Source organism: Anabaena sp. FACHB-83 (genome assembly GCF_014697485.1).
In the GTDB taxonomy this organism is placed as follows: Bacteria; Cyanobacteriota; Cyanobacteriia; order Cyanobacteriales; family Nostocaceae; genus Nostoc_B.
In genome coordinates this window covers 152,613-175,616 of the sequence record NZ_JACJRY010000008.1, presented here as the reverse complement: position 1 = coordinate 175,616, position 23,004 = coordinate 152,613, and the positions used below count along the sequence as shown (strand labels likewise).

Annotated in this window: 20 protein-coding genes and 1 tRNA gene; 13 read left to right on the top strand and 8 right to left on the bottom strand. The window is 37.8% G+C overall.

All coding sequences use genetic code 11. The annotated features are described in order from the left end of the window. Positions 1 to 479 precede the first annotated feature (479 nt). Complete coding sequence (locus H6G79_RS12830) at positions 480 to 1,886, top strand: AAA-like domain-containing protein (RefSeq protein ID WP_190590215.1); 1,407 nt, start codon at positions 480 to 482, stop codon at positions 1,884 to 1,886. A 77-nt stretch (positions 1,887 to 1,963) separates the two neighbouring features. On the opposite strand, the gene H6G79_RS12825 is transcribed toward H6G79_RS12830, so the two are convergent. From H6G79_RS12825 to H6G79_RS12815, 3 genes are all read right to left on the bottom strand, one after another. Beyond that, the gene (locus H6G79_RS12825; protein WP_190590216.1) at positions 1,964 to 2,476 is read right to left on the bottom strand and encodes a hypothetical protein; all 513 of its coding nucleotides are present in this window, start codon (positions 2,474 to 2,476) and stop codon (positions 1,964 to 1,966) included. A gap of 370 nt (positions 2,477 to 2,846) precedes the next feature. After that, a complete protein-coding gene (locus H6G79_RS12820; RefSeq protein WP_190590217.1) occupies positions 2,847 to 3,449 on the bottom strand; it encodes a hypothetical protein in 603 nt (200 codons plus the stop codon). A gap of 239 nt (positions 3,450 to 3,688) precedes the next feature. Then, positions 3,689 to 4,330 (bottom strand): hypothetical protein, encoded by a 642-nt coding sequence (locus tag H6G79_RS12815; RefSeq protein WP_242048304.1) that lies wholly within the window; start codon positions 4,328 to 4,330, stop codon positions 3,689 to 3,691. A 539-nt stretch (positions 4,331 to 4,869) separates the two neighbouring features. On the opposite strand from H6G79_RS12815, the gene H6G79_RS37320 reads away from it, so the two are divergent. Then, positions 4,870 to 5,004 (top strand): hypothetical protein, encoded by a 135-nt coding sequence (locus H6G79_RS37320; protein ID WP_277877242.1) that lies wholly within the window; start codon positions 4,870 to 4,872, stop codon positions 5,002 to 5,004. Between the two features lie 120 nt (positions 5,005 to 5,124). Here the strand turns inward: H6G79_RS37320 and H6G79_RS12810 are convergent, their stop codons facing one another. After that, the gene (locus tag H6G79_RS12810) at positions 5,125 to 7,296 is read right to left on the bottom strand and encodes a hypothetical protein (RefSeq protein ID WP_190590218.1); all 2,172 of its coding nucleotides are present in this window, start codon (positions 7,294 to 7,296) and stop codon (positions 5,125 to 5,127) included. Positions 7,297 to 7,782: 486 nt separating this feature from the next. Between H6G79_RS12810 and H6G79_RS36705 the strand changes: the two genes are divergently transcribed. Next, positions 7,783 to 10,488, top strand: coding sequence for an AAA-like domain-containing protein (locus H6G79_RS36705; protein ID WP_242048303.1), 2,706 nt, complete (start codon positions 7,783 to 7,785; stop codon positions 10,486 to 10,488). Between the two features lie 257 nt (positions 10,489 to 10,745). Here the strand turns inward: H6G79_RS36705 and H6G79_RS12795 are convergent, their stop codons facing one another. Then, on the bottom strand, positions 10,746 to 11,552 hold the full coding sequence (locus tag H6G79_RS12795; RefSeq protein WP_190591110.1) for a phosphate ABC transporter ATP-binding protein: 807 nt from the start codon (positions 11,550 to 11,552) through the stop codon (positions 10,746 to 10,748). A gap of 1,134 nt (positions 11,553 to 12,686) precedes the next feature. Between H6G79_RS12795 and pstS the strand changes: the two genes are divergently transcribed. From pstS to H6G79_RS12770, 5 genes are all read left to right on the top strand, one after another. Then, positions 12,687 to 13,727, top strand: coding sequence for a phosphate ABC transporter substrate-binding protein PstS (gene pstS, locus H6G79_RS12790; protein ID WP_190591108.1), 1,041 nt, complete (start codon positions 12,687 to 12,689; stop codon positions 13,725 to 13,727). A 143-nt stretch (positions 13,728 to 13,870) separates the two neighbouring features. Further along, positions 13,871 to 14,833 carry a phosphate ABC transporter permease subunit PstC gene (pstC, locus tag H6G79_RS12785; protein WP_190591106.1) on the top strand — a complete coding sequence of 321 codons (963 nt, stop codon included), beginning with the start codon at positions 13,871 to 13,873 and terminating at the stop codon, positions 14,831 to 14,833. 9 nt (positions 14,834 to 14,842) lie between these two features. Next, positions 14,843 to 15,724 (top strand): phosphate ABC transporter permease PstA, encoded by an 882-nt coding sequence (pstA, locus tag H6G79_RS12780; protein ID WP_190591104.1) that lies wholly within the window; start codon positions 14,843 to 14,845, stop codon positions 15,722 to 15,724. Between the two features lie 29 nt (positions 15,725 to 15,753). Continuing rightward, the gene (pstB, locus tag H6G79_RS12775) at positions 15,754 to 16,533 is read left to right on the top strand and encodes a phosphate ABC transporter ATP-binding protein PstB (protein ID WP_190591102.1); all 780 of its coding nucleotides are present in this window, start codon (positions 15,754 to 15,756) and stop codon (positions 16,531 to 16,533) included. A 343-nt stretch (positions 16,534 to 16,876) separates the two neighbouring features. Next, positions 16,877 to 17,092 carry a ribbon-helix-helix protein, CopG family gene (locus H6G79_RS12770; RefSeq protein WP_062295238.1) on the top strand — a complete coding sequence of 72 codons (216 nt, stop codon included), beginning with the start codon at positions 16,877 to 16,879 and terminating at the stop codon, positions 17,090 to 17,092. Positions 17,093 to 17,281: 189 nt separating this feature from the next. Here H6G79_RS12770 and H6G79_RS12765 read toward each other — a convergent pair whose 3' ends face one another. The 3 genes from H6G79_RS12765 to H6G79_RS12760 all read right to left on the bottom strand — a co-directional run bounded on the left by H6G79_RS12765 (position 17,282) and on the right by H6G79_RS12760 (position 19,723). Beyond that, positions 17,282 to 19,327, bottom strand: a complete 2,046-nt coding sequence (locus H6G79_RS12765) for an FAD-dependent oxidoreductase (protein WP_190591100.1) — start codon at positions 19,325 to 19,327, stop codon at positions 17,282 to 17,284. Positions 19,328 to 19,386: 59 nt separating this feature from the next. Next, positions 19,387 to 19,515 (bottom strand): hypothetical protein, encoded by a 129-nt coding sequence (locus H6G79_RS37315; protein ID WP_277877241.1) that lies wholly within the window; start codon positions 19,513 to 19,515, stop codon positions 19,387 to 19,389. 135 nt (positions 19,516 to 19,650) lie between these two features. Then, a tRNA-Val gene (locus tag H6G79_RS12760) sits at positions 19,651 to 19,723 on the bottom strand. A 93-nt stretch (positions 19,724 to 19,816) separates the two neighbouring features. Here H6G79_RS12760 and H6G79_RS12755 point away from each other — a divergent pair. From H6G79_RS12755 to H6G79_RS12735, 5 genes are all read left to right on the top strand, one after another. Then, positions 19,817 to 20,422, top strand: a complete 606-nt coding sequence (locus H6G79_RS12755) for a metal-binding protein (RefSeq protein ID WP_190591098.1) — start codon at positions 19,817 to 19,819, stop codon at positions 20,420 to 20,422. A 359-nt stretch (positions 20,423 to 20,781) separates the two neighbouring features. Next, positions 20,782 to 21,399 carry a GerMN domain-containing protein gene (locus H6G79_RS12750; protein ID WP_190591096.1) on the top strand — a complete coding sequence of 206 codons (618 nt, stop codon included), beginning with the start codon at positions 20,782 to 20,784 and terminating at the stop codon, positions 21,397 to 21,399. Between the two features lie 387 nt (positions 21,400 to 21,786). Continuing rightward, entirely contained in the window at positions 21,787 to 21,954 is a 168-nt protein-coding gene (locus H6G79_RS12745; protein ID WP_190591094.1) for a hypothetical protein, read from the top strand. Positions 21,955 to 22,004: 50 nt separating this feature from the next. Then, positions 22,005 to 22,400, top strand: coding sequence for a beta-lactamase hydrolase domain-containing protein (locus H6G79_RS12740; protein ID WP_190591092.1), 396 nt, complete (start codon positions 22,005 to 22,007; stop codon positions 22,398 to 22,400). 159 nt (positions 22,401 to 22,559) lie between these two features. Then, positions 22,560 to 22,919, top strand: a complete 360-nt coding sequence (locus H6G79_RS12735) for a hypothetical protein (RefSeq protein ID WP_190591090.1) — start codon at positions 22,560 to 22,562, stop codon at positions 22,917 to 22,919. Positions 22,920 to 23,004 lie beyond the last annotated feature (85 nt).

Here is a 23,004-nt window from a genome sequence, read left to right as displayed (position 1 = left end):
AATTATCGATGCGATCGCACTTCCAACATTGTGTAATATCAGATCAAGACAATTCTGGAATCTTATCGACCAGTGTTGAAGTTAATACTATGTCTGTTATGTCCACAAGGGAGGGAATTGCTATGAACATAGCTATTGATGAAATAATCAATAGCATCGCAGAGATTACATAAGTAAGCATTGTGTAATACATAAATAAAGAGATACTACTCAGCACAGACTGACACCTGTGTTCTCTCAGAGGATGTTTTAAAAGTAGTTGGCTGTGTTTTTAAACACTTGTTAATCCCCCCCCTAACTCCCTTAAAAAAAGAGGGGAATTAGGAGCGAAGTCCCTCCTTTTGAAGTGGGCTTTTTTAGGGTTTTATGAGGGAAGAGTAAAGTTTATAAAATCATAGTAAAGCACTTTTTCAACAACCTTTAACACTACTTTCAAGTCAGAAAAAATTGTATTTAGTAAAATTTTACACGTAAAAACTATGTATTTTGACTTAGATGAGGCAGTTAAAATTGCTAATCAAGCAGTTTTTACTAAGTTCTGTAGAAAGTTAAGTGACATTGAAATCATTGTCCTTAAAGGAGCTTGGGAACGATACGCATACGATCAAATTGCAGCTAGACATCAGTATGCAACAAGCTATATTAGTCAAGATGTTGCACCAAAGCTCTGGAATTTGCTCACAGAAGCTCTGGGAGAAAAAGTCCGCAAAAGTAACTTTAAAGAAGCTTTGCAACGGAATTGGGATAATACATTTAACTCCCCATCTTACTTACAAATCCCAGAATCAATAACTCCTAAAAATATACAAGAAAATCACACTCACAAAGCAGCAAAACCAGCGACCTGCTTACGTCAAAGTCAACAAAATTTAGCTGTTCCAGAATTATATGTGGAGCGATTAGCAATTGAATTTCTCTGCTACGAAACTCTGTTACAACCTGGTTCTCTGATTCGGATTAAAGCACCTAAATTAATGGGTAAAACCTCCCTCATGGAACGAGTGTTAGGTAAAGTGGCAAAAGAAAACTATCGGACGGCTAGTTTAAGTTTAGAGATGGCAGATCGGCAAACTCATCTGACTAACCTGAATAAATTTTTGCGTTGGTTTTGTCTCAATCTCAGCCGTGAACTCAAGTTACCCAATCAGTTAGATCAGTATTGGGATGAAGAAGGTATGGGTGCTAAGGTAAGTTGCACAACTTATTTAGAAGAATACCTCTTGCCTGCCAATGAAAGTCCCCTAGTTATCTACCTAGATGACGTGGATGCGCTTTTCCCTTATCCTGAAGTTTATGAAGACTTTTTTGGGTTGTTGCGTTCTTGGTATGAAAAAGCCAGAAGTCGTCCAAATTGGAAAAAGCTCCGGATAGCGATCGCTCATGCTACGGATGTTTATATTCGCTTGAATATTAATCAATCACCTTTTAATGTAGGATTACCCATTGAATTACCAGAACTAACTAGAGATCAGGCACAAGAATTTGCAGGGCAATATGGATTAGTTGGAGATGAACTATTAATAGAATCCTTAATGCAATTGGTAGGTGGTCATCCTTATCTGTTGCAGCAGGCATTTTCTCATCTCAAAACTTATCCCCATATCACCCTGGAACAATTATTAGCAGAGGCGGTAACAGATGCAGGTATTTATCGTCATCATTTGCGAGAATATTGGTTGAGTTTACAACATGAACCAAAACTCATGGCAGCATTTGAAAAAGTGGTTACTTCGACGAAACCAGTTAGATTGGAAACCATCTCAGCTTATCAATTGCAGAGTATGGGTTTGGTAAAGCTGGTAGGTAATGAAGTAGAGCCACGTTGTCAATTGTATCGTAGTTATTTTAGTGATGTGATTAGAAATTCTATCAAGTTGAACAACTAATCTCCTTAAATTTACCCCAATTGCTTCTCCTAATTGGAGACACTATGATAACAAACCTAGAAACCCTTCTAACAAAATTATAAAAAGTCATATTCTGCTGTCAGCTCATACCTCCAGATAATTTTTTCGTCGTTCTGCTCAATCACAGCATGAACTTGATAAGGGCGAATCTTGATAGATTTTTCATTAGAATTTTTCATGTCTATCCAAGCCATTTGCGCTGGCCGATTGCCCTCAATAGGAATGGCTGCAACATTGATTTTTGGCTGCTCATCAAGACCTAATGAAGCTGCAAATTGTACATATCTTCTCATTGGTTCTTGACATTCAATTTTATAATTAGCAGCGAAAGAAAAATCAGTCCTATTAATAACTTCTCGGCTAATTACCATCGATGGTATAACCTGATCAATGGGCCAGTTTGAGGAATTACTGTAAGTATCTGGAGGTCTAAGAACACATCTCTTGGTTTTGTTAACTACCTCAATGAAATTCTTTTTAGGCGCAGCATTAGCATGACCATAAAAACCACCAAAAGTAATGGTTACAGCTAATAACAAAGTAACGAAAATTTTAGCTAGAGATTTCATGGAATTAATATCCTCCCTGTCTTTATATACATTGAATTACGCTGGTATTTTTTTAATCTAAAAATTGCAGACATTTTGAATCTTGACACAAAATTTTACATCTTCATTAAGGTAAGTTTCAAAAGCGTAAAAGAGTCTACACAAAAAATGTCAGCTAATTTCAGGTAGCCTTAACAGCAATTACAAAACTGTGGCAGTAGGTAGATGTTGATATGTTGAAGTCTTTAGTTGAGGCAAAAGAGTTACATCATCAGCCAAATTTAATTTCTGACAAAATCTAATTTCTAGATAAAGAACGGCAATTAAGCTAGAGTCTAAACTTCACAAAAAAGCGATTTCTGCATCGCCAGATTGTATCACGAGAGTAAAGCTATTTTTTATCTGTAACTTCATAGATCCAAATAAATGTTTGGTCTTTTTGTTTGATGACAGTATAAACTTTAAAAGGATAATTATCGATGGATTTTTCATTATAGTTTTTCATTTCATCCCAAACGATTTTTGCTGGCTGATTTCCATCTTGATTCAGGACGGCAATATTGCTTTTTTTCTGACCATCACTCCCTGATAAAGCTGAAAATTGTACATTTCTTTTTTCTGCATTTAATCCACAGTCAATTTGATAATTGGCTGCAAAAGAAAAAGTATCTTCATTAGATTTTTGACCAACTAACTGCAAGGGAATAACATCACCAAGAGGCCAATCTAAGGAATTATTGTAAACTCCTACACGTTTAAGAAAACATTTAGTTTTGTTGGCGATCTCAAGCGCAGTTTTGTAGGTTAATGTATTTACTGGTATTTCTAAAGTTTCATTTGGCTGAATTGCGGGATGTAAATCACTAGATAAACTAACTTGAGCTTGGTCTAAAGCGATTGATTTAAGTGCAGCATTCGCATGAACATGAAAACCACTAAAGGCAATGCTGATAGCGAGTAAAAAGGTCAGAAAAGTTTTAATTAGAGATTCCATTATCTAGACATCCTTAGTTAAAATTAAGTGCTTTATTTCATCTCAATTGAAATTAAAAAAAGGGGAAATAACTCCCCTTTACAGATAGATTCATCCTGATATTTGAGGAAGTCTGTTAGCAACAAAGTCTATAATTTTGTTACTTGAATTTCAGACAAACACATGATTAAGTTATCGTTATGTCTGAGGTTAGCACGAACCGCAAAAAGATAATTATTGAGCTTTATTCTTGGGATTATCTATCTAGTGAGTGACCACAGGTTCTGCACGTTATAGACCCAGATAACTGAGTCGCCTTTCTGTGTGATAAAAGCACGAGCCTTAAAAGGATCATTATTGAGATTTTTATCATATGCACCATCCATTTCTTTCCAAGCGATTTTTGCTGGCTCATTACCAGTTTGATTAATTACTTTGAGGTGAACTTTTCTGGAACCTATATAAGGCCATGAAGCCGCAAATTGTACATATTTTCCAGTGTCTCCAATTGCATAGTTAGCCGCAAACGAAAAACTACCACCAATAGAATTACCACTAATTTGTTGTCCGACTAAATTCAATGAACTAACATCACCAACAGGCCAATTTGATGAATCATTGTAACCACCTACACGAATTAAAGGGTATTTAGTTTGGTTAGCCACCTCAATAACAAACTTTTGCGAATAGTGTACGAGGTTTATTATTTGGTCTATAGTTTGATTCGCATCTATGCTGACACTGATGGGAATGGGGGTTTTACGGTTCAGCTCTATATTTTCAGAGAGTTCATAGTCATCGTAATAAGGGTAAGACGCAGCATTAGCATGATCATAAAAACCACCAAAGGCAATGGTTACAGCCACTAAAAAAGCAACAAAAATTTTAGCTAGAGATTTCATGGAATTAATATCCTCCGTGTCTTTATATACATGGAATTACGCTGGTATTTTTTAATCTAAAAATTGCAGACATTTTGAATGTTTACACGAAATTTTACATTTTTCGTTCAGGTAACTTTCAAAAGCGTAAAAGAGTCTACACAAAAAATTTCAGGTAGCCTTAACAGCGATTACAAAACTGTGGCAGTAGGTAGATTTTGATGTGTCATAAGTAGTTGCACAAAAAGGTAGGCAACAGGGAACGGGGAACAGCAAGAGAATGTGTGTAATTAATTTTGTGTTATTACTTAGCTTTGAATCAGATGAACAACACTTGCAATTCCATATTTCAAGTATGCTTGGCTTTTCAATTCAATAATTCAGTTAAATTCAGGACTCTGAAAATTCAGTTAAATTCAGGGAGACCAAAACCTATAACCATGTAAAAATTAGCACTAAAATAGGTTTTAAGCATCTATAAAATACTAATGTCTATTTAAGAACAATATGCGATCGCATCTTCAAAGGCAAACAAAAAGCGTGTAGTGAAATCGCCCCAGTTGAATCAACAACAAAGCGATCGCTCTCTTCTAAAAAAGGCGATCGCTTATCTCTTGGTGGAAATAAAAGCGATCGTCGCAGTCGAATTAACAAAAAAGCGATCGCATTACAAGATCCGCGATCGCACTTTTTAGTTTAGCTTCTTGGTACTCGGCTCATCTTCAAGCCAACGTTGCTTTTGCGTACATAAGTCCTGTTGTTTCTTGACAGTTTCTTAAAGTCCAGTTGGTATCCCTATTGTTCGACATTTACCTCTATTGGTAGAGATCAATCTCAACTTTGATGCTAGATGCTTTATCATTAAAGTCATCGCCCACATACTTAGTATCACTTATGAATTCTTTTGATGCTCCTTTAAAATCACGTTGTTCATAGAGAGTAACTTTCCAGCGATTGGGAACTTTGACCGAGCTAATACAATTTTCTGGTATACCTATTTTGGTGATGTCTGGATAGCCTCCTACTGTTAGCTGTGTACGTAAGCCCTGATAATAGGCATCTACATAGAATGTTGCACCTTTGAATTCTTCAAGAGAATAGTTCTTGAACAGACCAAAGCGAACACCAGCTGAAGGATAACCTGCATTAGTGGCCGTCCTGACATAACCCTCACACATAGACGCTACATTGCTAAGTCCTTTATCTAAAAAGGGTGTCAAGAGAGGCATCTTCTTCCCCAGTTTTTGGTTATAAATGTTCACGAGTGAGTCGAATGAAGCAAACATTCTGCGTATACCCATTTGGCTTTCGTAAAAACAAGGTACAATCCAATACAAAAGATTGTATCGAGCTTCTATTACATTATACCGACCACTTGGATCCCACCAGTCAGTTAAATCCCGTCCAGTAACGTTATCTCGAACATAATTAAGATGGTTGAAAAAACCTCCCCACTTATATTTAATTGTTGATCGTCTGTATTCTCCCGCCGAAAGATACGCATCATGCAAGTAGTTATAGGTACGATTGAAGAAAGTTTCATATTCCGTCCGAAGATCATAACTTTTCAAACATTGAACTACTGTTGGCATAACAGCAAAGTAAAGAGTTGAACATCGCTCGAAATAAGGCAAGGTAGTATGTTTCTGGCTATAGGGATTATAAAGGTGATATTGGATCTTTTTGATCGCGTCGTAACAGTTTATAAGACGGGTTGCCAGTTCACTATTTAGGGTATTACCTGGTTTCCAGTTAGATGTCGTTATGTCCTTACAGATAACGTCAAATTGCGTTTCCCAAAATGCTAAATCGTTCTTGATTATGGTTAGTTCCAAACCCAATACAGCCTGATCAGTGTATTTCTTCAGAGAATCTTCCACTTGTTTCCAAGGATCTTCTTTACCCTGATTAGTTATCCATCCCAACAATAAACCATATGTATTCGCAAATAAAGCAGCACCTGGTATAGGCAAAGAGCCAATAACACCAGTGATAAGTGCTATAGACGCTTCAGCGATCATTTCCTGTTCTTTGTCAGATAGTTTTGCAGCGACTAAACGTTGGGTAGCATCTTGCGGAGCATATCTGAGTAACAACACAGCACTCGATTCCGCTACTTCCCAGGTGCTTTCAACAGTTTCAGCCCATTTTCCTTGATCTCTTTCAATAGTAATTTGACCTGTTTTTGCATCTGAAGAATTTCCAATTAGAAGTCCAATTATTTCATAACCCTGAGTAAAGGGAATAGTTTGGACATAATCTAACGGCACTTTAGACTGTAGGTATTGATAGAGAGCATCTATTTCTTGAAATTTCTCGCCGACATCATACCACTCTGTTAACGATTCTTGAAAGAGGCTGTCCTGTACATAAATTAATTCAGATCTCGCCCCTCCTCTACGTTGTTTAATTTCAGCTTTTCTTTGGGAATAAGCACTTTTTTCGGCAGCAGAAATATAAAAAATAGTTTGGTTGAGCAATCCCTGGATTAACTGTGGCTCATTTATCTCATTTTTGTAACACGTACAAGCCTTTATAACGGCCAAATAAAGAAGAAAACTATGGGCAAAGTAGGGGTAAGTGTGATGAATAGGGCTAGTGGGCTCATAAATTTGTTTTTGCAGTGATTCACAACGGTCTAGCAAGTCATAGAGATAGTTTACGACTTGGGAGGTTTTTTCTGTCCCGTTTTCTTCTGTGCTAAACTGCACAAATTTTTCTAAGGAGTTGTTAAAATCACTATCAATTGCGGCTAAATTAGCTTCGATCTCCTCTTTTTCAGCACTGGGTAATTCATGAAGAATGGTGAGAGTAACTTTTTGCTGATAGGATTGCCATTGATCGGCACTAGGCCAATGGCTAAACAAATTAGTATTTGTGTTGATTTCACCTAAGCCTTCTATAGATAAGTAGGAAATTGTCTTAGCTATAGATTCTAGGGAAATATCAAAAACGGAATCTGTGGAAGTTTTGGGGATTGTTGACATAAATATTGACATTTAGTTAACTGGATAACAGAGTATGTAAGTTGTTGATTTCTTACATTTAAATACTACCTATCTTTTTTTATCAATATTTCATTTAAATTCAGGAGTTTAAATCTCATAAAAATTCAGGTAGTCAAAAATCTAGAATGATGTGAGCGACTGACTAGCCACGTTTTTTCGCCGCTAGCAACAAATGTAACTAGCACATTTTTAAAAAGAGGGCTAAAAGTTTTGCCATATAAAGCTTCTAAAATGTGCTAGTTAGGAGAATTATTAAATCAATCTTGCTTTGCTCTTCTAAAAAACACCAATGTTTGCCAAATTCAGCCTCACCTATGAATTCAATAGTTGAGTTAAATTCAGGACGATTTAAGTTCAGTTTTATTTAGATAATTTAGTTAAGTTCAGCTAAATTCAGGTATGAAAAAATCTAAAACCATGTGAGAATTAACACTGAAGCAAGTTTTAAGCATTTATAAAATCCCAATGTCTGCCAAACCCAACCCCACTTATCAGCTTGGTGGCAGCCTCCCACCTGATGCGCTCACTTATGTCGTGCGACAAGCTGATACTGAACTTTATGAAGGCTTATTAGCACTTGAATATTGCTATGTCCTCAACGCTAGACAAATGGGGAAGTCTAGTTTGCGAGTGCGGACGATGAATAAGTTGCAAGCTCAAGGTTTTGCCTGTGCAGAGATTGAGTTAAGCGGCATTGGTAGCCAGCAAATTACGGCTACGCAATGGTATGGGGGGATTATTCAGGAATTGGTGAGCGGTTTTCAACTGCAAATAAATCGGCGCAGTTGGTTAAGAGAAAGGGATGATCTATCGCCTATCCAGTGCTTAAATGAATTTATCGAAACAGTATTATTGACTCAGATTCAGCAGAAAATTGTCATCTTTATCGATGAAATTGATAATGTGCTGGGTTTGAAGTTTTCTACCGATGAATTTTTTGCCTTGATTCGCCACTGTTATGAAAATCGAGCGATTAAACCAGCATATAGGCGACTGGCATTTGCTTTGTTGGGAGTGGCTTCACCGTCAGATTTGATTCAAGATAAACACTATTCTACACCTTTTAATATTGGTCGAGCAATTGAATTACAAGGGTTTAAACTCGCAGATAGCGAACCTTTAATAACCGGATTAGCAGGCAAAGTTAGCAATCCACAAGCCATATTAAAGGAGATTTTATATTGGACTAGTGGACAGCCATTCCTGACGCAAAAGCTATGTTGGTTAATTGTTAATTGCTGTAAGAATACAACAGAATATCTTCCAGATAATGAAAATGCAGCAGCGCCGTGGGTTGAGAAAATTGTGCAACAGAAAATTGTGAATAATTGGGAGGCTCAGGACGAACCAGAACATTTAAGAACAATACGCGATCGCATCCTCCGCAATACTCCCAAAACTATCCAATTACTGCAACTATATCAACAGATTTTACAACAAGGAGCAATCCCGGCTCAAAACTTCCCTGAGTACCTAGAATTACGTTTGTCTGGGCTTGTTACCCAACATCAAGGCAGTTTAACTATCAAAAACCCCATCTATGCTAAGATTTTCGATTTGGATTGGGTAAATCAAAAGTTAGCACTAGAACTTGCTAATTCCCCAATAGTCGTTACTGACTCTACCTTGATGTTTGTGGGCAGTATTGCTGATACATCAGAAATAGCAGCAAATTATCAAGAAAATTCACAGACTTTACAGCAGTATTGTCAACAATTTGGCGGGCAACTTATTCACTCAAGCGACGAAGGATTACTATTTTCTTTTGAGGGTGCAGAAACAGCAGTAAATAGTGCGATAAAAATACAAAAAGCACTAGCGATCGCCCCCACTAATTTGCTCAATCCAGATAAGCTGCTACATCGAATTGGTATTCATTGTGGACACATCGACAACCTCAATACAAAGCAGGCATTTTTCACAGATAATTATGTCATCCCCCAAAGGTTAGATTTATTGATGCAACTGCACGCAAAAGCTCAACCTGGCGGAATTTGTTTATCTCAAACTGTCTATGATAAAGTGAAAAATCATTTACCAGTTAATGTAGTTAGTTTAGGGCAGCATCATCTTAAAAATATCTCAGAACCTGTATTTTTATACCACATTAGTCCTTATCGTCCTGTGTCGATTAAAAATACTCCCGACTCTGTAAATCTCCCTTCTTACCCCAGTGGTGCAGTTCCCCTAGATTCTCCTTTTTACATAGAAAGAAGTGCGGTGGAAATGCAGGTTTATCAAGAGATTAGAAAACCCGGTGCATTAGTCCGTATTAAAGCACCAAGAGAAATGGGTAAAACTTCTTTACTCTTGAGAACTTTGCATGATGCGGCAAATCAAGGCTATCGCATTGTTAGCTTAAATCTAGAGCAAATTGACGACGTAATTTTGCAGAATTTACATCGGTTTTTACGCTGGCTATGCGCCAACATTACCCAGCAGTTAGAACTGGAAATGAAACTTGAAGATTATTGGGATGAAGATATCGGTAGTAAAATTAGTTGTTCCCTTTATTTACGTAACCATATATTAAAGCAAATAGATACTCCCATCGTTTTATCATTAGATGAAGTGCAATATCTGTTTGAGTATCCGTTAGTAGCTAAAGATGTTTTACCTTTATTTCGTTCCTGGTATGAGGAAGCTAAAAGAGAACCAATTTGGCAAAAGTTACGATTGATTATAGTTCACTCCACAGAAATTTATGTACCTCTGCAATTAAAACAATCCCCATTTAATGTAGGATTGCCAATAGAGTTAAACAACTTTAATTTAGAACAGGTACAAAACTTAGCTCAACGCTATGGACTCAATTGGACTGATGGACAAGAAGCTACACAACTAATGGCTATGGTAGAAGGACATCCAGCATTAGTACATCTGGCTATTTATCATCTCAGTTGCGGAGAAATCAGTTTTGCTCAATTCATTGATACCGCCGCAACATCAAGCGGAATTTATTCATCTCATTTACAACGTCATCAAGCAATATTACAAGAACAACCTGAATTAGCCAAAGCATTAGATACCGTCATAAATGCTCGACAACCGATATCATTAGATGCGAGTATGACTTATAAACTCAGCAGTATGGGACTGATCAAACAGTTAAAAGATAAAGTAATGCCAAGCTGTGAGTTATATCGACAATACTTTACCTTTCTGCAATAGCCTCACTTGACCATTTACTAGGATTTTAGGCAAACTACTACTCTCCCACCGGATACCGCCCATCTATAGCAGGGGACAGGTGACAGGGTTAAAAGCTTTGTGGTGTCTAAGTTTTATCATTTATCGATGTCCTAACCAACTTGACTACTGCTATATCTGCGTTTATCTGCTATTAATTATTCTTGCGTCTCATTGGGATAAGAACCGCTAGAGAGATATAAATTAAAATAAATATGAGTAACTTTCTTCTCTAGCTCCTAGCCTCTATTTTCATATTTACCACCAAGACGGGTTAACACATATTCCCGCGTGCGAACGTCAAGGGCGTTAGAGAAAATCTTTTTTGTAAGTCCAAATTCTACCATCTGCCCAATGCGATGTTCATTGGTAGAGAAAAAAGCTGTGAAATCAGATATGCGCGTGACTTGTTGTAAGTTATGGCTAATAATCACCATTGTTAATTCCGATCGCAAACGCAAACTCTGAATTAATCCTTCTACTTTTGTGGTTGCGACAGGATCAAGCCCAAAACAAGGTTCATCCATGAGAATAACTTTGGGTTTGACTGCTAAAGCACGGGCGATACAAAGTCGCTGTTGTTGTCCACCAGAAAGCTCTAAAGCAGATTTATGCAGCTTATTTTTGACTTCATCCCACAAATCAGCATCTTTGATGGCAGATTCGACAATTTGATCTAATTCCACTTTCGGCCGCCATCCCAGTATTTTCACCCCATAAGCAACGTTATCATAAACGCTCATCGGAAATAAATTTGGCTTAGGCAGCACCATACTAACTTGACGGCGTAAGCGATTTAAATTGACACGACGTTCATAAATGTTTTGATTGTAAAATTCTACTTTTCCCTCAACGTGGACTTCTGCTTCTAATTCATTCATCCGATTGAGGCATTTAATAAAAGTAGACTTACCACAACCACTAGGGCCAATAATTGCTGTGACTTTATCCTGGTAAATATCCATTGATATTCCTTCCAGGATTTTTTGGGTGTTGTAGTAAAGGCTAAGATTTTTAACTTTGATTGCTGCAATTAGCTTATTCATACCAGAAAATTGTAAGTGTATTGATGTTGACTAAACGCAATCATGAAAATCCGTGGCTTTATATACTACACTGGTGATCAAACTAAAAGTTGACTTTCTTCATTCAAGCTATACAGCAAATATACTGATATTAGATATCTGTATAAATTTAGGGTAAAAAGTTACTGCTGTTATCAATGTTTGCTGTAAAATATGTTACCATAAAAACCTAAAAAATTCGGTTTTTTGTTACTGAATTGCAGCATTTTCGGGATTAATTTTAATATATAACCTGCAATTAACAATATTTGAGACTACTTAAGTAAGCTCTTCTTTAAAAAAGCAAATTCTTTTTTAAAATTTGAATAAATTTATGATGGTAATTGATGATTTTTTGATGAATCGGGTAAATTAAGTAATTAGCTTAAAAGTAGAGATTAGGCGATCGCTGCAATATTAAACCTGAAACATAAATAATACATACTTGTAGTTAGTGTTGTTACTAACTGCATAGTTAATTTCTTGTGTACCTATTCATAATCAAAATTTAATTTGATGAAAATCGATCATTAACCTCTCAGGTTTCTTAAGAGGTTATTTTTACTACAAATACTAAATTTATCACTTACTCCATATCAGCATGATTTCAACTGCTTGAAATGTATTGACTCAGCGTTTTAGGGGATAGAGGCTAGAAGAATCTACCTCATTGGAATGAATAACGCTGTAACAGTCATTCACTATTTATGAAGAGATAAATATTTGTTTTAGTGTTCCAATGAGTAGATTTATAATTTACTTCTTGGAAATTAGGCTGCTCGTTAAAAGACAGCAAAATAGTTTAACAATCGTAAGTTTTTGATTTAAAAATGCGGAAATAATTTCGTTTATATTGTTACAGGTAATTATTTTACACGCTAACAGTTTGATAGCGTAATTTTTAACTATATATAAATAAAAAATTATGTTTAATTCGCCAATTTTTCTATATTGTCGAAAATGGTTGATTGAGAGTTTAAAAACTAGTGATTAATTAATTTTTAACCATATTTAATCTGTTATTTACCATTGATTAAACTAATTTAATTATTTAAATAATACATATTTATATACACCTGCAAGTAAAGTAAAAATCTTGCCAAAATACGGAGAAATATGACCTTTTCGACCACCACTTTGTACCGAGCGTTTACTACTTCAGTCGTAGCATCTGCTGTTGCCTTGAGTCCTATTTTGTCAGCAGTTGCTCAGGCTGAAACTCTGAATGGTGCAGGCGCAACTTTTCCCGCTCCACTTTATGAAAGATATGCCCGTGAAGTGAGAAAGAAGCATCCAGAATTAAAAATTAACTATCAAGGAATTGGTAGTAGTGGCGGGATTCGTCAAATTACTGCGGGTACTGTTGACTTTGGTGGTAGTGATGCAGCTATGACAGATGCACAAATCGCCCAAGTTAAAAGAGGTGTCATATTAGTACCCACCGCAGGCGGCGCAGTTTCTGTTGTTTACAATCTCCCTGGTGTCAGCAACCTGAGATTATCTCGCGCTACATTGCCTGCTATTTTTTCTGGTCAAATCACCAACTGGAGCGACGCTAAAATCAAAGCTGATAATCCTGGTGTCAACTTACCCAATCAACCGATTAAATTTGTAGTCCGCGCTGATGGTAGTGGTACAACTTTTATTTTCACCAACCACTTGAGTAATATTAGTGGTTATTTCAGAGGTAGAGTGGGTACAAGCACTGCGCCTAAATGGACTTTACCAAATGTTCTCAGAGGTAAAGGCAACCCAGGTGTAGCTGGTTTGGTAGCACGTACTCCTGGTTCTATTGGTTATGTAGAATATGCCTTCGCTACCAAAAACAATTTAAGATCAGCACAAATACAAAACAAACAAGGCGAATTTGTTTCTCCTTCCTTACAAACTGCTAACGCAGCTTTATCATCTGTAAGATTCCCTGATAATTATCGCGTATTTGTTGGTGATCCAGCGCAAGGTTATCCCATTGTTGGTCTTACTTGGATGATGGTTTACAAGCAATATCCTACAGCAGCAAAAGCTGATGCTATTAGGAAATGGATTAATTGGGTACTCAAAGATGGTCAACAATATAATGATGACCTTAACTACACAAGAATTCCATCTGATGTTACCAATCGGGTATTACAAACGGTAAACAGTTCCGTCAAATAGAAGCGAATTTGTAACACAATTTCGTATAGATAAATAGGGTGGCTATAGCTCTCCCTATTTATAAATTTTTAAGTAACTGTAAGAAGCTTCTACTAAATAAAAATTTCCAGATTATTAAATTAAATAAATTAATATTTCTATTTATGACAAATTCATCTGAAGAAAATTTAGATTTAACCGCAACTAATGGAATAAATTCTTGGGTAGATAAAGGATTTACGTGGTTAACATATCTTTTCGCTACAATTACCGTCGCCATCTTGTTTGTGATGAGTTGGGTAATTTATAAAGAGGCTCAACCAGCAATTGAGAAGTTTGGTATTGGGTTTTTCTGGGGTCAAGATTGGGATACGGGTAATCAGGTTTTTGGGGCGTTACCTTATATTTATGGAACTTTAGTGAGTAGTGCGATCGCAATTTTATTTGCTATCCCCGTCGGCATTGCAATTGCAATAGTCACTAGCGAAAATTTCTTACCCATATCTGTTAGAAGCACATTAGCATTTGTTGTTGAGTTAATAGCTGCAATTCCTAGTGTAATTATTGGCTTGTGGGGAATCTTTGTATTTATTCCAGCTTTAGAACCGTTACAAAAATGGTTAGCAATTCATTTTAATTGGATACCGATATTTAACTCGGTAGATCCTATCGGCACAAATATGTTAACCGCAGGCATTGTGTTAGCGATTATGATTTTGCCGACAATGGCTGCTATTAGCCGCGATGTTTTACTTGCTATACCCAAAGAATTACGCAGTGCCTCAATGGCTTTGGGTAGCACACGTTGGGAAACCATTTTTCGGGTGTTATTGCCAGCAGGATTTTCTGGTATTGTCAGTGCAGCAATGCTGGCTTTGGGTAGAGCCTTGGGTGAAACAATGGCTGTCACTCTTGTGATTGGTAATTCTTCTCAAATCAGTGCTTCTTTACTTGACCCAGCCTACACAATTCCCTCAATATTAGCCAATGAATTTGCAGAAGCTGAACCAGGATTACATATTGGCTCATTGAGTTATTTAGGGTTGATTTTGTTTGGATTGACCTTAGCTGTAAATATTGCTGCAAGGTTATTTGTGCGGTGGTTTAGTAATAAAAATAAATCATAAATTAAAGATATGACCGATTCTCAAAATTCGCAAATAGATGAATCTTTATTGGCAAAAGAATTATATGCTCCACTGCCAACAAGTAGACAATTATTTACTTATAGTATGAATGCGATCGCCTTTGCATTCACAGGTTTAGCGTTAATTCCTTTAATATCAATTTTATGGGAAATTATCAAACGCGGTTTCTCCAGTTTGAGACCAGAGATGTTTGTCAAATCAGTGATTGATTATGGCTTGGGTAATGCTATTATAGGCACGATTACAGTTGTAATGATTGGCTCAATATTCAGTCTGCCAATTGGGATATTAACAGGGATATTTTTAGCAGAATTTAATCAAGTTAACCCAGCATCGCAATTTGTTCGCTTCATCACCACAATTTTGACTGGTGTACCTTCAATTATTGTTGGTATTTTTGCTTACGGTGTAATTGTGTTAGTTACTAAAGGATTTAGCGCAGTTGCAGGTGGCTTTGCTTTAGCTGTGTTGATGTTACCTATCGTGATTCTGACAACAGAAGAAGCATTAAAATTAGTTCCTAAAGACCAACGCCTTGCGTCTGCTGCTTTGGGTGGGACGCGGTTTCAGACAACATTTCGCATTGTAGTAACTGCGGCTTTACCTGCAATTACTACAGGTATTTTACTCGCGATCGCCCGCGCCGCAGGTGAAACAGCACCCCTAATTTTCACGGCATTATTTAGTTTAGATTGGTCTCCAGGATTGCTGAGTCCCACAGCTTCGTTACCTGTATTAATTTTTAATCTGTATAACGACCCAGACCCCGAAAAAAATCAATTGGTTTGGACTACTGCTATCGTCTTACTTGGCTTAGTTATTTGTGTGAGTTTGATTTCACGCTTAGTCACAAGTAAGAAAAAAATTTAATTGAAACTTATTTACTGCTTTTACTAAATATGAATAATCTCAATCCTGCCATCAAAGTTAAAAATCTCAGCTTTTACTACAACACTTCTAAAGCAATTGAAGGCATATCAATAGATATTTATCAAAATCAAGTAACGGCAATAATTGGCCCTAGTGGTTGTGGGAAATCAACTTTTATCAAAACTCTCAATCGGATTAGTGAATTAGAAGGGCCAGTCAAAGTAGAAGGAAAAGTAGAGTTCTTTGGTCAAAATATTTACGACTCAAAAATTAACGTCAACCGCCTGCGTCGTCAAATTGGGATGGTATTCCAAAAACCAAATCCCTTTCCGATTAGTATTTATGAGAATGTCGCTTATGGAGTCAGAATAGCAGGTAGGCGATCGCAAACAGAAGTAGATGAAATTGTCGAGTCAGCTTTAAAAGGTGCAGCTTTGTGGGACGAGGTAAAAGATAAACTCAATAAATCTGCATTAGGACTTTCTGGAGGTCAACAACAACGACTCTGTATAGCCCGTGCTTTAGCCATTAAACCCAAAGTACTGTTAATGGATGAACCTTGTTCAGCACTTGACCCCATAGCAACGATGAAAGTCGAAGAATTAATTCACAGTCTGCGTTCAGAATTAACAATTGCCATTGTTACCCATAACATGCAGCAAGCAGCCCGCGTCTCTGATTTTACAGCTTTCTTTAGCACCGACGAAAGCCGAATTGGTCAAATGGTGGAATTTGGTGTCACAAATCAAATATTTTATAACCCCATCGATGCGCGTACCCATGACTATGTTTCAGGGCGTTTTGGTTAATTCCTTAGCTGCAATTTTATTATGCGATCGCACTTACTCATGTTCTTCTGGGCATAAGTCCTGTGAGCAATCCAATCAAATTCCTATACTATACTATAGTATAGCAATCCTAAATGAATTACAAACGAAACATTCGCAGGATCGCTTATTTACAAGCCTTCCAGATTGCTTCTGTTTACATCTCAAATAGGATTGCTATAGCAATCCTAAATCATTTGTGAAATTCTCTTTCTTTTCTTTCTTTGTGTCCTTTGCGTCCTTTGCGGTTCGTTAAAAAGAATACTTTTTCACAACTCAGATAGGATTGCTATATGAATTATTTTTACTACTAATTGCTAGGAAGATGAAAGTCGAAAAACTATCTATTTCTTTACCACTGAATTTAGTGGAGTTTATCGAAAATTACAAGCTGAACAAAGGATGTAAATCTCGTTCTCAGGTAATTGAACAAGCATTAGAATTGCTACGAAATCAAGAACTAGAAGAAGCTTACCGCCAAGCATCTGCTGAAGTTGATAGTGCTTGGGATGTAACAATAGCAGATGGTTTAACAATTTAAAAGCAGAAATGATGATATAGCATTTACTAGTCTACTGAGGTACAAATTTATCTATTTTCATCTGCGTCCATCCGCGTCCATCTGCGGTTAATTATTTTTTCCTGTACTTCACTGAGTCGAGAACTGCTATAAATCAGGATTGAGAATGAACACAACATATTTCTCATTCCCAATCCCTCAAACTATTAACTATCGCCAATCTTCCCAATTTTGATTAAAAATTGAAGTGTCAGGGAAAGCGGTAGGATTGCCGTTTTTTTCTAATAAACTTTTTAAGGCTTGTAATTGCGGTTCTGCTTTGGGTAAATCATCCACAAGTTGATAAGGTGCAATCTGATTTTTTAAAGCAAAAGCAGTCACAGTTCCCGCCGCCGCACCAGAAGACCATTCAAAGGAATGTACGCGATATGCAGCCGCAGCAATATGGCTGGTAGCAATACTTTTACCACCCACAATTAAATTATCAATTTTTTGGGGAATCATTGCCCGCAGTGCAATTTGGAACGGGTAAGCCTGTCCTGCGCCGCGCCTTTCTCCCGGACGTTCTTTATTTCCTGGGGCTTCTGGCGGACTTTGAGTCATGCAAGGATGAAAGTCGATGGCGTAGTGACCAATACCCACAGCATCAGGATAAATTGTGGAACGGCTACGGCGTAAGGATTTATCTGGTGAGACTTGACCAGTAATTACAGATGCAGCCTCTAAACCTGCGAGTGTTGCTTTTAACTGACGATAGGTATCCGCAGATAAAGTTTTGCGATAATACTCATCGTTGTAGTTGCGGCGAGAAATATCAACTTCCCAAATCATAAAGCCTTCCGGTTGTCCCCAACTAGGACGACCAATAATTCGCCTACCTTCTCGCATATAGGGATATTTTGATAAGCCATGCACTGTCCCCATTGGAGAATTTAAGCCAGACAGAAATCGATTATTCGTTTGCTGTTGCTTCACACCCTTACCTAACTGAGAATCTGTAGTTCCCTTTACCAGCCAGTAATAATACGCCAGGGCGTTTTCCTCTCCTCTGCGGAGGGTTTCTGTCCGCAGTCCTCCCATCCAGCCGCCTGGTTTTAACTGTCCTGTAGCTTGCAGTTGTTGGCGAGTGTAAATCAAGTTATCTTTGGCAGTTCCTGGACGGTAGTCGTTACCCCAAGTCCAGTTTTGCATCGAAATATCCCCTGGTGTGGGTGCAGTAAACCTCACACCGTTAAATTGTGTGGGTTGTCCGGGATTCGGATGCCAGATTCGGCGGTAGGTGAAAACTAAGCCAAAGTCTGCTAATCTTTTTAATTCATAGCTGAAATATGGTGAATACTGTAAATAGAATGGGGGCATGGTTTGGGGTTGCGGTTCCTTGGTAGCCTCCATTGCAAAGGTATAAGTAAAACCTTGGGTACAGTAAGGATCATTGCTGGTGCTGGAAGAAGATGGTTCGAGGAAAGAACGCGCATCAATACCCAAACGATAGGGAACATCAGCTAAGGCGATGATTTCGCCAGTTTCGCTGGCATCAATCACATACCACTGGGGGGAATTGCTGGTGGTTGCTTTTTTGGGAACCTTGGGAACAAAGCGGATAATTTTTTTACTCAACCGCGATGAATTTTGGTAGCGATGGGCATCTTCAATAGTTTGAGATAAGGTAAAAGTATTGAGAGGTGGTGCGCCTTTGGCTGGTTGATGTTGAATTGCGATCGCACCTTCAATGATTTTCCGATTCTGACTAATATTTAATTCCTTAATTACTGTGTTGGGAAACCATTCCAACTTACCTTTACCCTTTTTTTCGGCATCCTTGAGCATTTGCGTCATAATGATGTGTGCATCGCGGGGCAGAAAACAAGAATCACTTACCCAACACTCACCAGGGTTAAGTTTGCCGTAATAGCGTTGAATTCGATTGCGTAATTCAGTATAGCCGCGAGAATAGAATTGGCGATCGCGTTGGGTTGGTCGTTCATCTAACGCAGATGTCCCCTGAGATGAAATTTGTCCCCCCAACCAGTCGGTAATTTCTGTCAAACATACTGTTCGTCCTGCTAGTAACCCCTCGTAAGCCGTGGCTACTCCAGATAGTCCACCACCTACTACCAACATCTCGCAGTTGACCGTTTTATCTGGGGTTCTTGGTGGTGCAGCAACAATAGTAGACTCAGGTAACAAATATGTGGAAACTAAGCTAACACTGAAGAGTAATGCTTGAAAACCAGCTACTTTGTGTCTGCGCTTCATGATGAGAAAACTTTTTCTACTCCTTTGCCAACTTGTAGACGGTACCATTTCCGAAATGTTCACCACAAGTCACTGAAGAGGTATGGCAGTGCGGCACGTAAAGATAAGCGATCGCCTCTTGCCTCAACCCTCACCCCAATCTTGGCCGCTTTTAAACGACTGTTTACCACCTCAATAGTTAGTTTCACTGTGCTAAATCTCAGCTAAAATTACTCTGTGATTTAGGGTGATTTAGAATAATTCACCACAATATTACCGCAAGTCACGCGGCAAGATTATGCTTCCAATTAAAAAAGCTGCCACAAGGACAGCTTTTTTAGATATGGGCAGTACCAGACTCGAACTGATGACATCCTGCTTGTAAGGCAGGCGCTCTACCAACTGAGCTAACCGCCCGTTTGCGCTCACAATTAAATAATATAGCAAAATATTTTGAATCGCGCTAGTATTTTTGAGAAAAATTTTTTGAATATTTTTGAGAACCTTTAAATGCCCTCTGGTCAAACGCACGATCGCATTACTCTGTGGGCTTTGCCGCTGGTGGCGGGTGTGGCTTTTTGGCAGACCCGCAGTAGCAGCGTGACCTTGCTGGTGGCTGGTGGGTTTATGTTTGGCGGCTTGATGTTTGGCCCTGACTTAGATATTTACTCTCGGCAATATCAACGCTGGGGTTATTTGCGCTGGATTTGGCTACCTTATCAAAAAAGCCTGCGTCATCGTTCTTTTTTATCGCATGGGCCGATTATTGGGACGACACTGCGAGTCATTTATCTTTCCTGCTTGTTAGCGATCGCAGCATTGATAATTTTGGTAATTTTTGAAAAACTGGGAAACACAAAATTTAACTGGTCAGCTTTGGGTGAAAATATTCAAAAATCACTACTTGGCTATGGTACAGAATATCTTGCCCTGTTTCTTGGCTTAGAACTCGGCGCGATGAGTCATTCTTTGAGTGATTGGTGTGGTTCTGCATATAAGCGAATGCAAAAGCAGGGGATTAGCGGTTTACTCCCTACCAGCAAAGTCAAAAAGCGCAAAGTATCACGCCGTGTTCGTCCGTCGAAACCTGGAAGTAGTACAAAAAGGCAAAAGTAAAAAGTCAAAAGGAAAAACATACTCCCCTATACCCTTTCACCCTCACACCCAATCCCCACAGAAAATTTTGATGCGTCAGTCCTGCTAATAAAGAAACTCCCTCACAAGTTCCTCAAATTGTTCTTCTAAATTAAAAGTGTAGGTAATACCAATTTGAAAAATGATTGCGACAAATGGGTTACTGAAAAGCTCACCAGTAAGCAATTTCCCAATCCAAAATCCAAAATCTAAAATCCAAAATGTTATAACTAGCGATCGCCTTTAGTTGGTTGACTCCATCTCATACCCACTAAGACCAAACATCAGCATAAATGCTTTTTGGTGTTTGTTCGCACTCAGACGGTTTACAGGAGTTCGTTATGAAAACCCAACGCAACTATTTAGCATATAGAGGAGAAGCGATCGCTGCTTCGGCGCTAGTTATCTTGGCACTATTTGGAGGAACTACTTGGTGGAGTCGGCAAATCACCAATCCTACAACCCAAGCCAATAATTCAGCAGTAATTATTGCCTCAAAATCTGCACCAGCAGTAGCAGCAATACAACCGCAAACTTACTGGTTAAAATTTGACAACAACCAAATTCATCTAGTACCTCAACCTGTAGAAGTAAAAGCCGGACTAACCTCAGAAGCAGCTTTAAAATTAGCTTTCACTCATCTATTAACAACTCCTAAAACTGCTGACTTAAGTACCACAATTCCCCCAGGTACAAAATTATTAGATTTACGAGTGACTCAAGCTGGAATTTATCTCAATCTCTCGTCAGAGTTTAGTCAAGGTGGTGGTAGTACTTCAATGGCTTATCGTTTAGCACAGGTTGTCTATACTGCTACTAGTATTGACCCAACAGCTAAAGTTTTTGTCTCGGTTGCAGGCAAACCAATCGATATAGATCATCCACTTGGTGGTGAAGGGTTAATTTTGCGACAACCAATTACAAGGCGACAATTTGCCGAAGATTTTACGATTTCTTGATTGCTTGAGTTACTGTTTTGTTTCATCTATATCTCAACCTGCACTACTATGGCAAAAAATCATAATTTTTTACTGAAGAATTTTATTATTTTATGGCATTTCCTTAACCAACCACTTTTCCGATGCAAGACATTATTCAACCCATTTAAGTTTTGGCAACTTTACCACATACACGAGGATTTAGAACGCCTCTGGAATTATGACACCATTCAATTTTTAGATAAATGCTGTAATTTCGACACAATTAACCTATTAGAGAGATGTTTAGCCATAGAAAATGAGGCCAACCACGATTAAGTCTACTAAAAGTCAGAATTGGTGAGAAGAAAATTTAAATAAAGCATTTACTAAAGTTTTTCACATCAAAATCAAATAGGAGAAAAATATATGTCTATTAGCAAAATTATCAAAACAATTACAGATGGTATAGCAAAAGTTGTCACCTATATCTCAGGTGCAGCTAGTAGAATTTTTAGCCCCAGAGATGATAACTACCCAGAAACGGGAGTTCAACCATTTGAAGGTGATATTGCTAACAATAAACGTAGGCATTAAGGATAAATGGGCGATTTACTTAGTCGCCCCACTCAACTAAGGCGGCGAACATGATTACTGTTAGGAAAATTAACGATGAATTAGCGATCGCAGGACAAATTACCTTAGATCAGTTAAAGCAATTAGCTGAGGAGGGCTACCAGTCTGTAATTAATTTGCGATCGCCCGATGAAACCAGCTCACTAGACAACGAAAAAGAAAAAGTTGAGTTGTTAGGATTACAGTACATTAATTTTCCTACTAATCTTGGAGAAATTAATCATCAAGCAGCACTTGATATCTTTCAAGTAATCAACAAATCGCCAAAACCAACTTTAATTCATTGTGATGATTCCATCCGTTCAGCAGCAATAGTACTTTTATATATTGCTACTAAACAAGGAATCACTTTTGAAAAAGCTCTCCAACAAACTATCAATTTAGGCTTAATTTCGTCTCACTGTTGAAATTTGATCTAGGAATCTGCTGGCTTTTTTAGAAATTAAATCCGAGCCCCATATATTTGACCGCAATTTAGCATCAATTCTTTCTATTAATTTACAAAATCACCTTGATAAATTGGTGACTCATGATCATAAAGCTACATTCAAGAGAGGCGATTTAAAATGACTAAAACCCTATTAAATCTAACCATAAGATTAGTTCTTCAAGAACTTGAAGGAATTTTAGAAACTTACCCTCATCATCCTTATCAAGAAGCCTTTGCCAATCCTGATATGCGGCAAAATCTCATTGCTTATATTTTAAGTAGAATTCCTAATCAATACATTACAGTTGATGAGGTGGAAAAACCAAAATTTATTTGTTCAGAATCTATGTGTCGTTCTTTAGAAAGTACACTACACATAGAATCAATTATTCGCCAAGGTGTTGAAAAAATTCTAGGTGAACAAGCACAGAATCTTCATCGCTATATCCCAGAAGCAGTTGATCCAAATTTGGCTGCATCTCATTGGTTTGGTTGATATATAGCAGTTTTATTTGAGATAGGAAAAAACAGACAAGGGGGAGCCACTGCGTTGGACGAGTTTCCTGGCTCCCTCCGTGGCG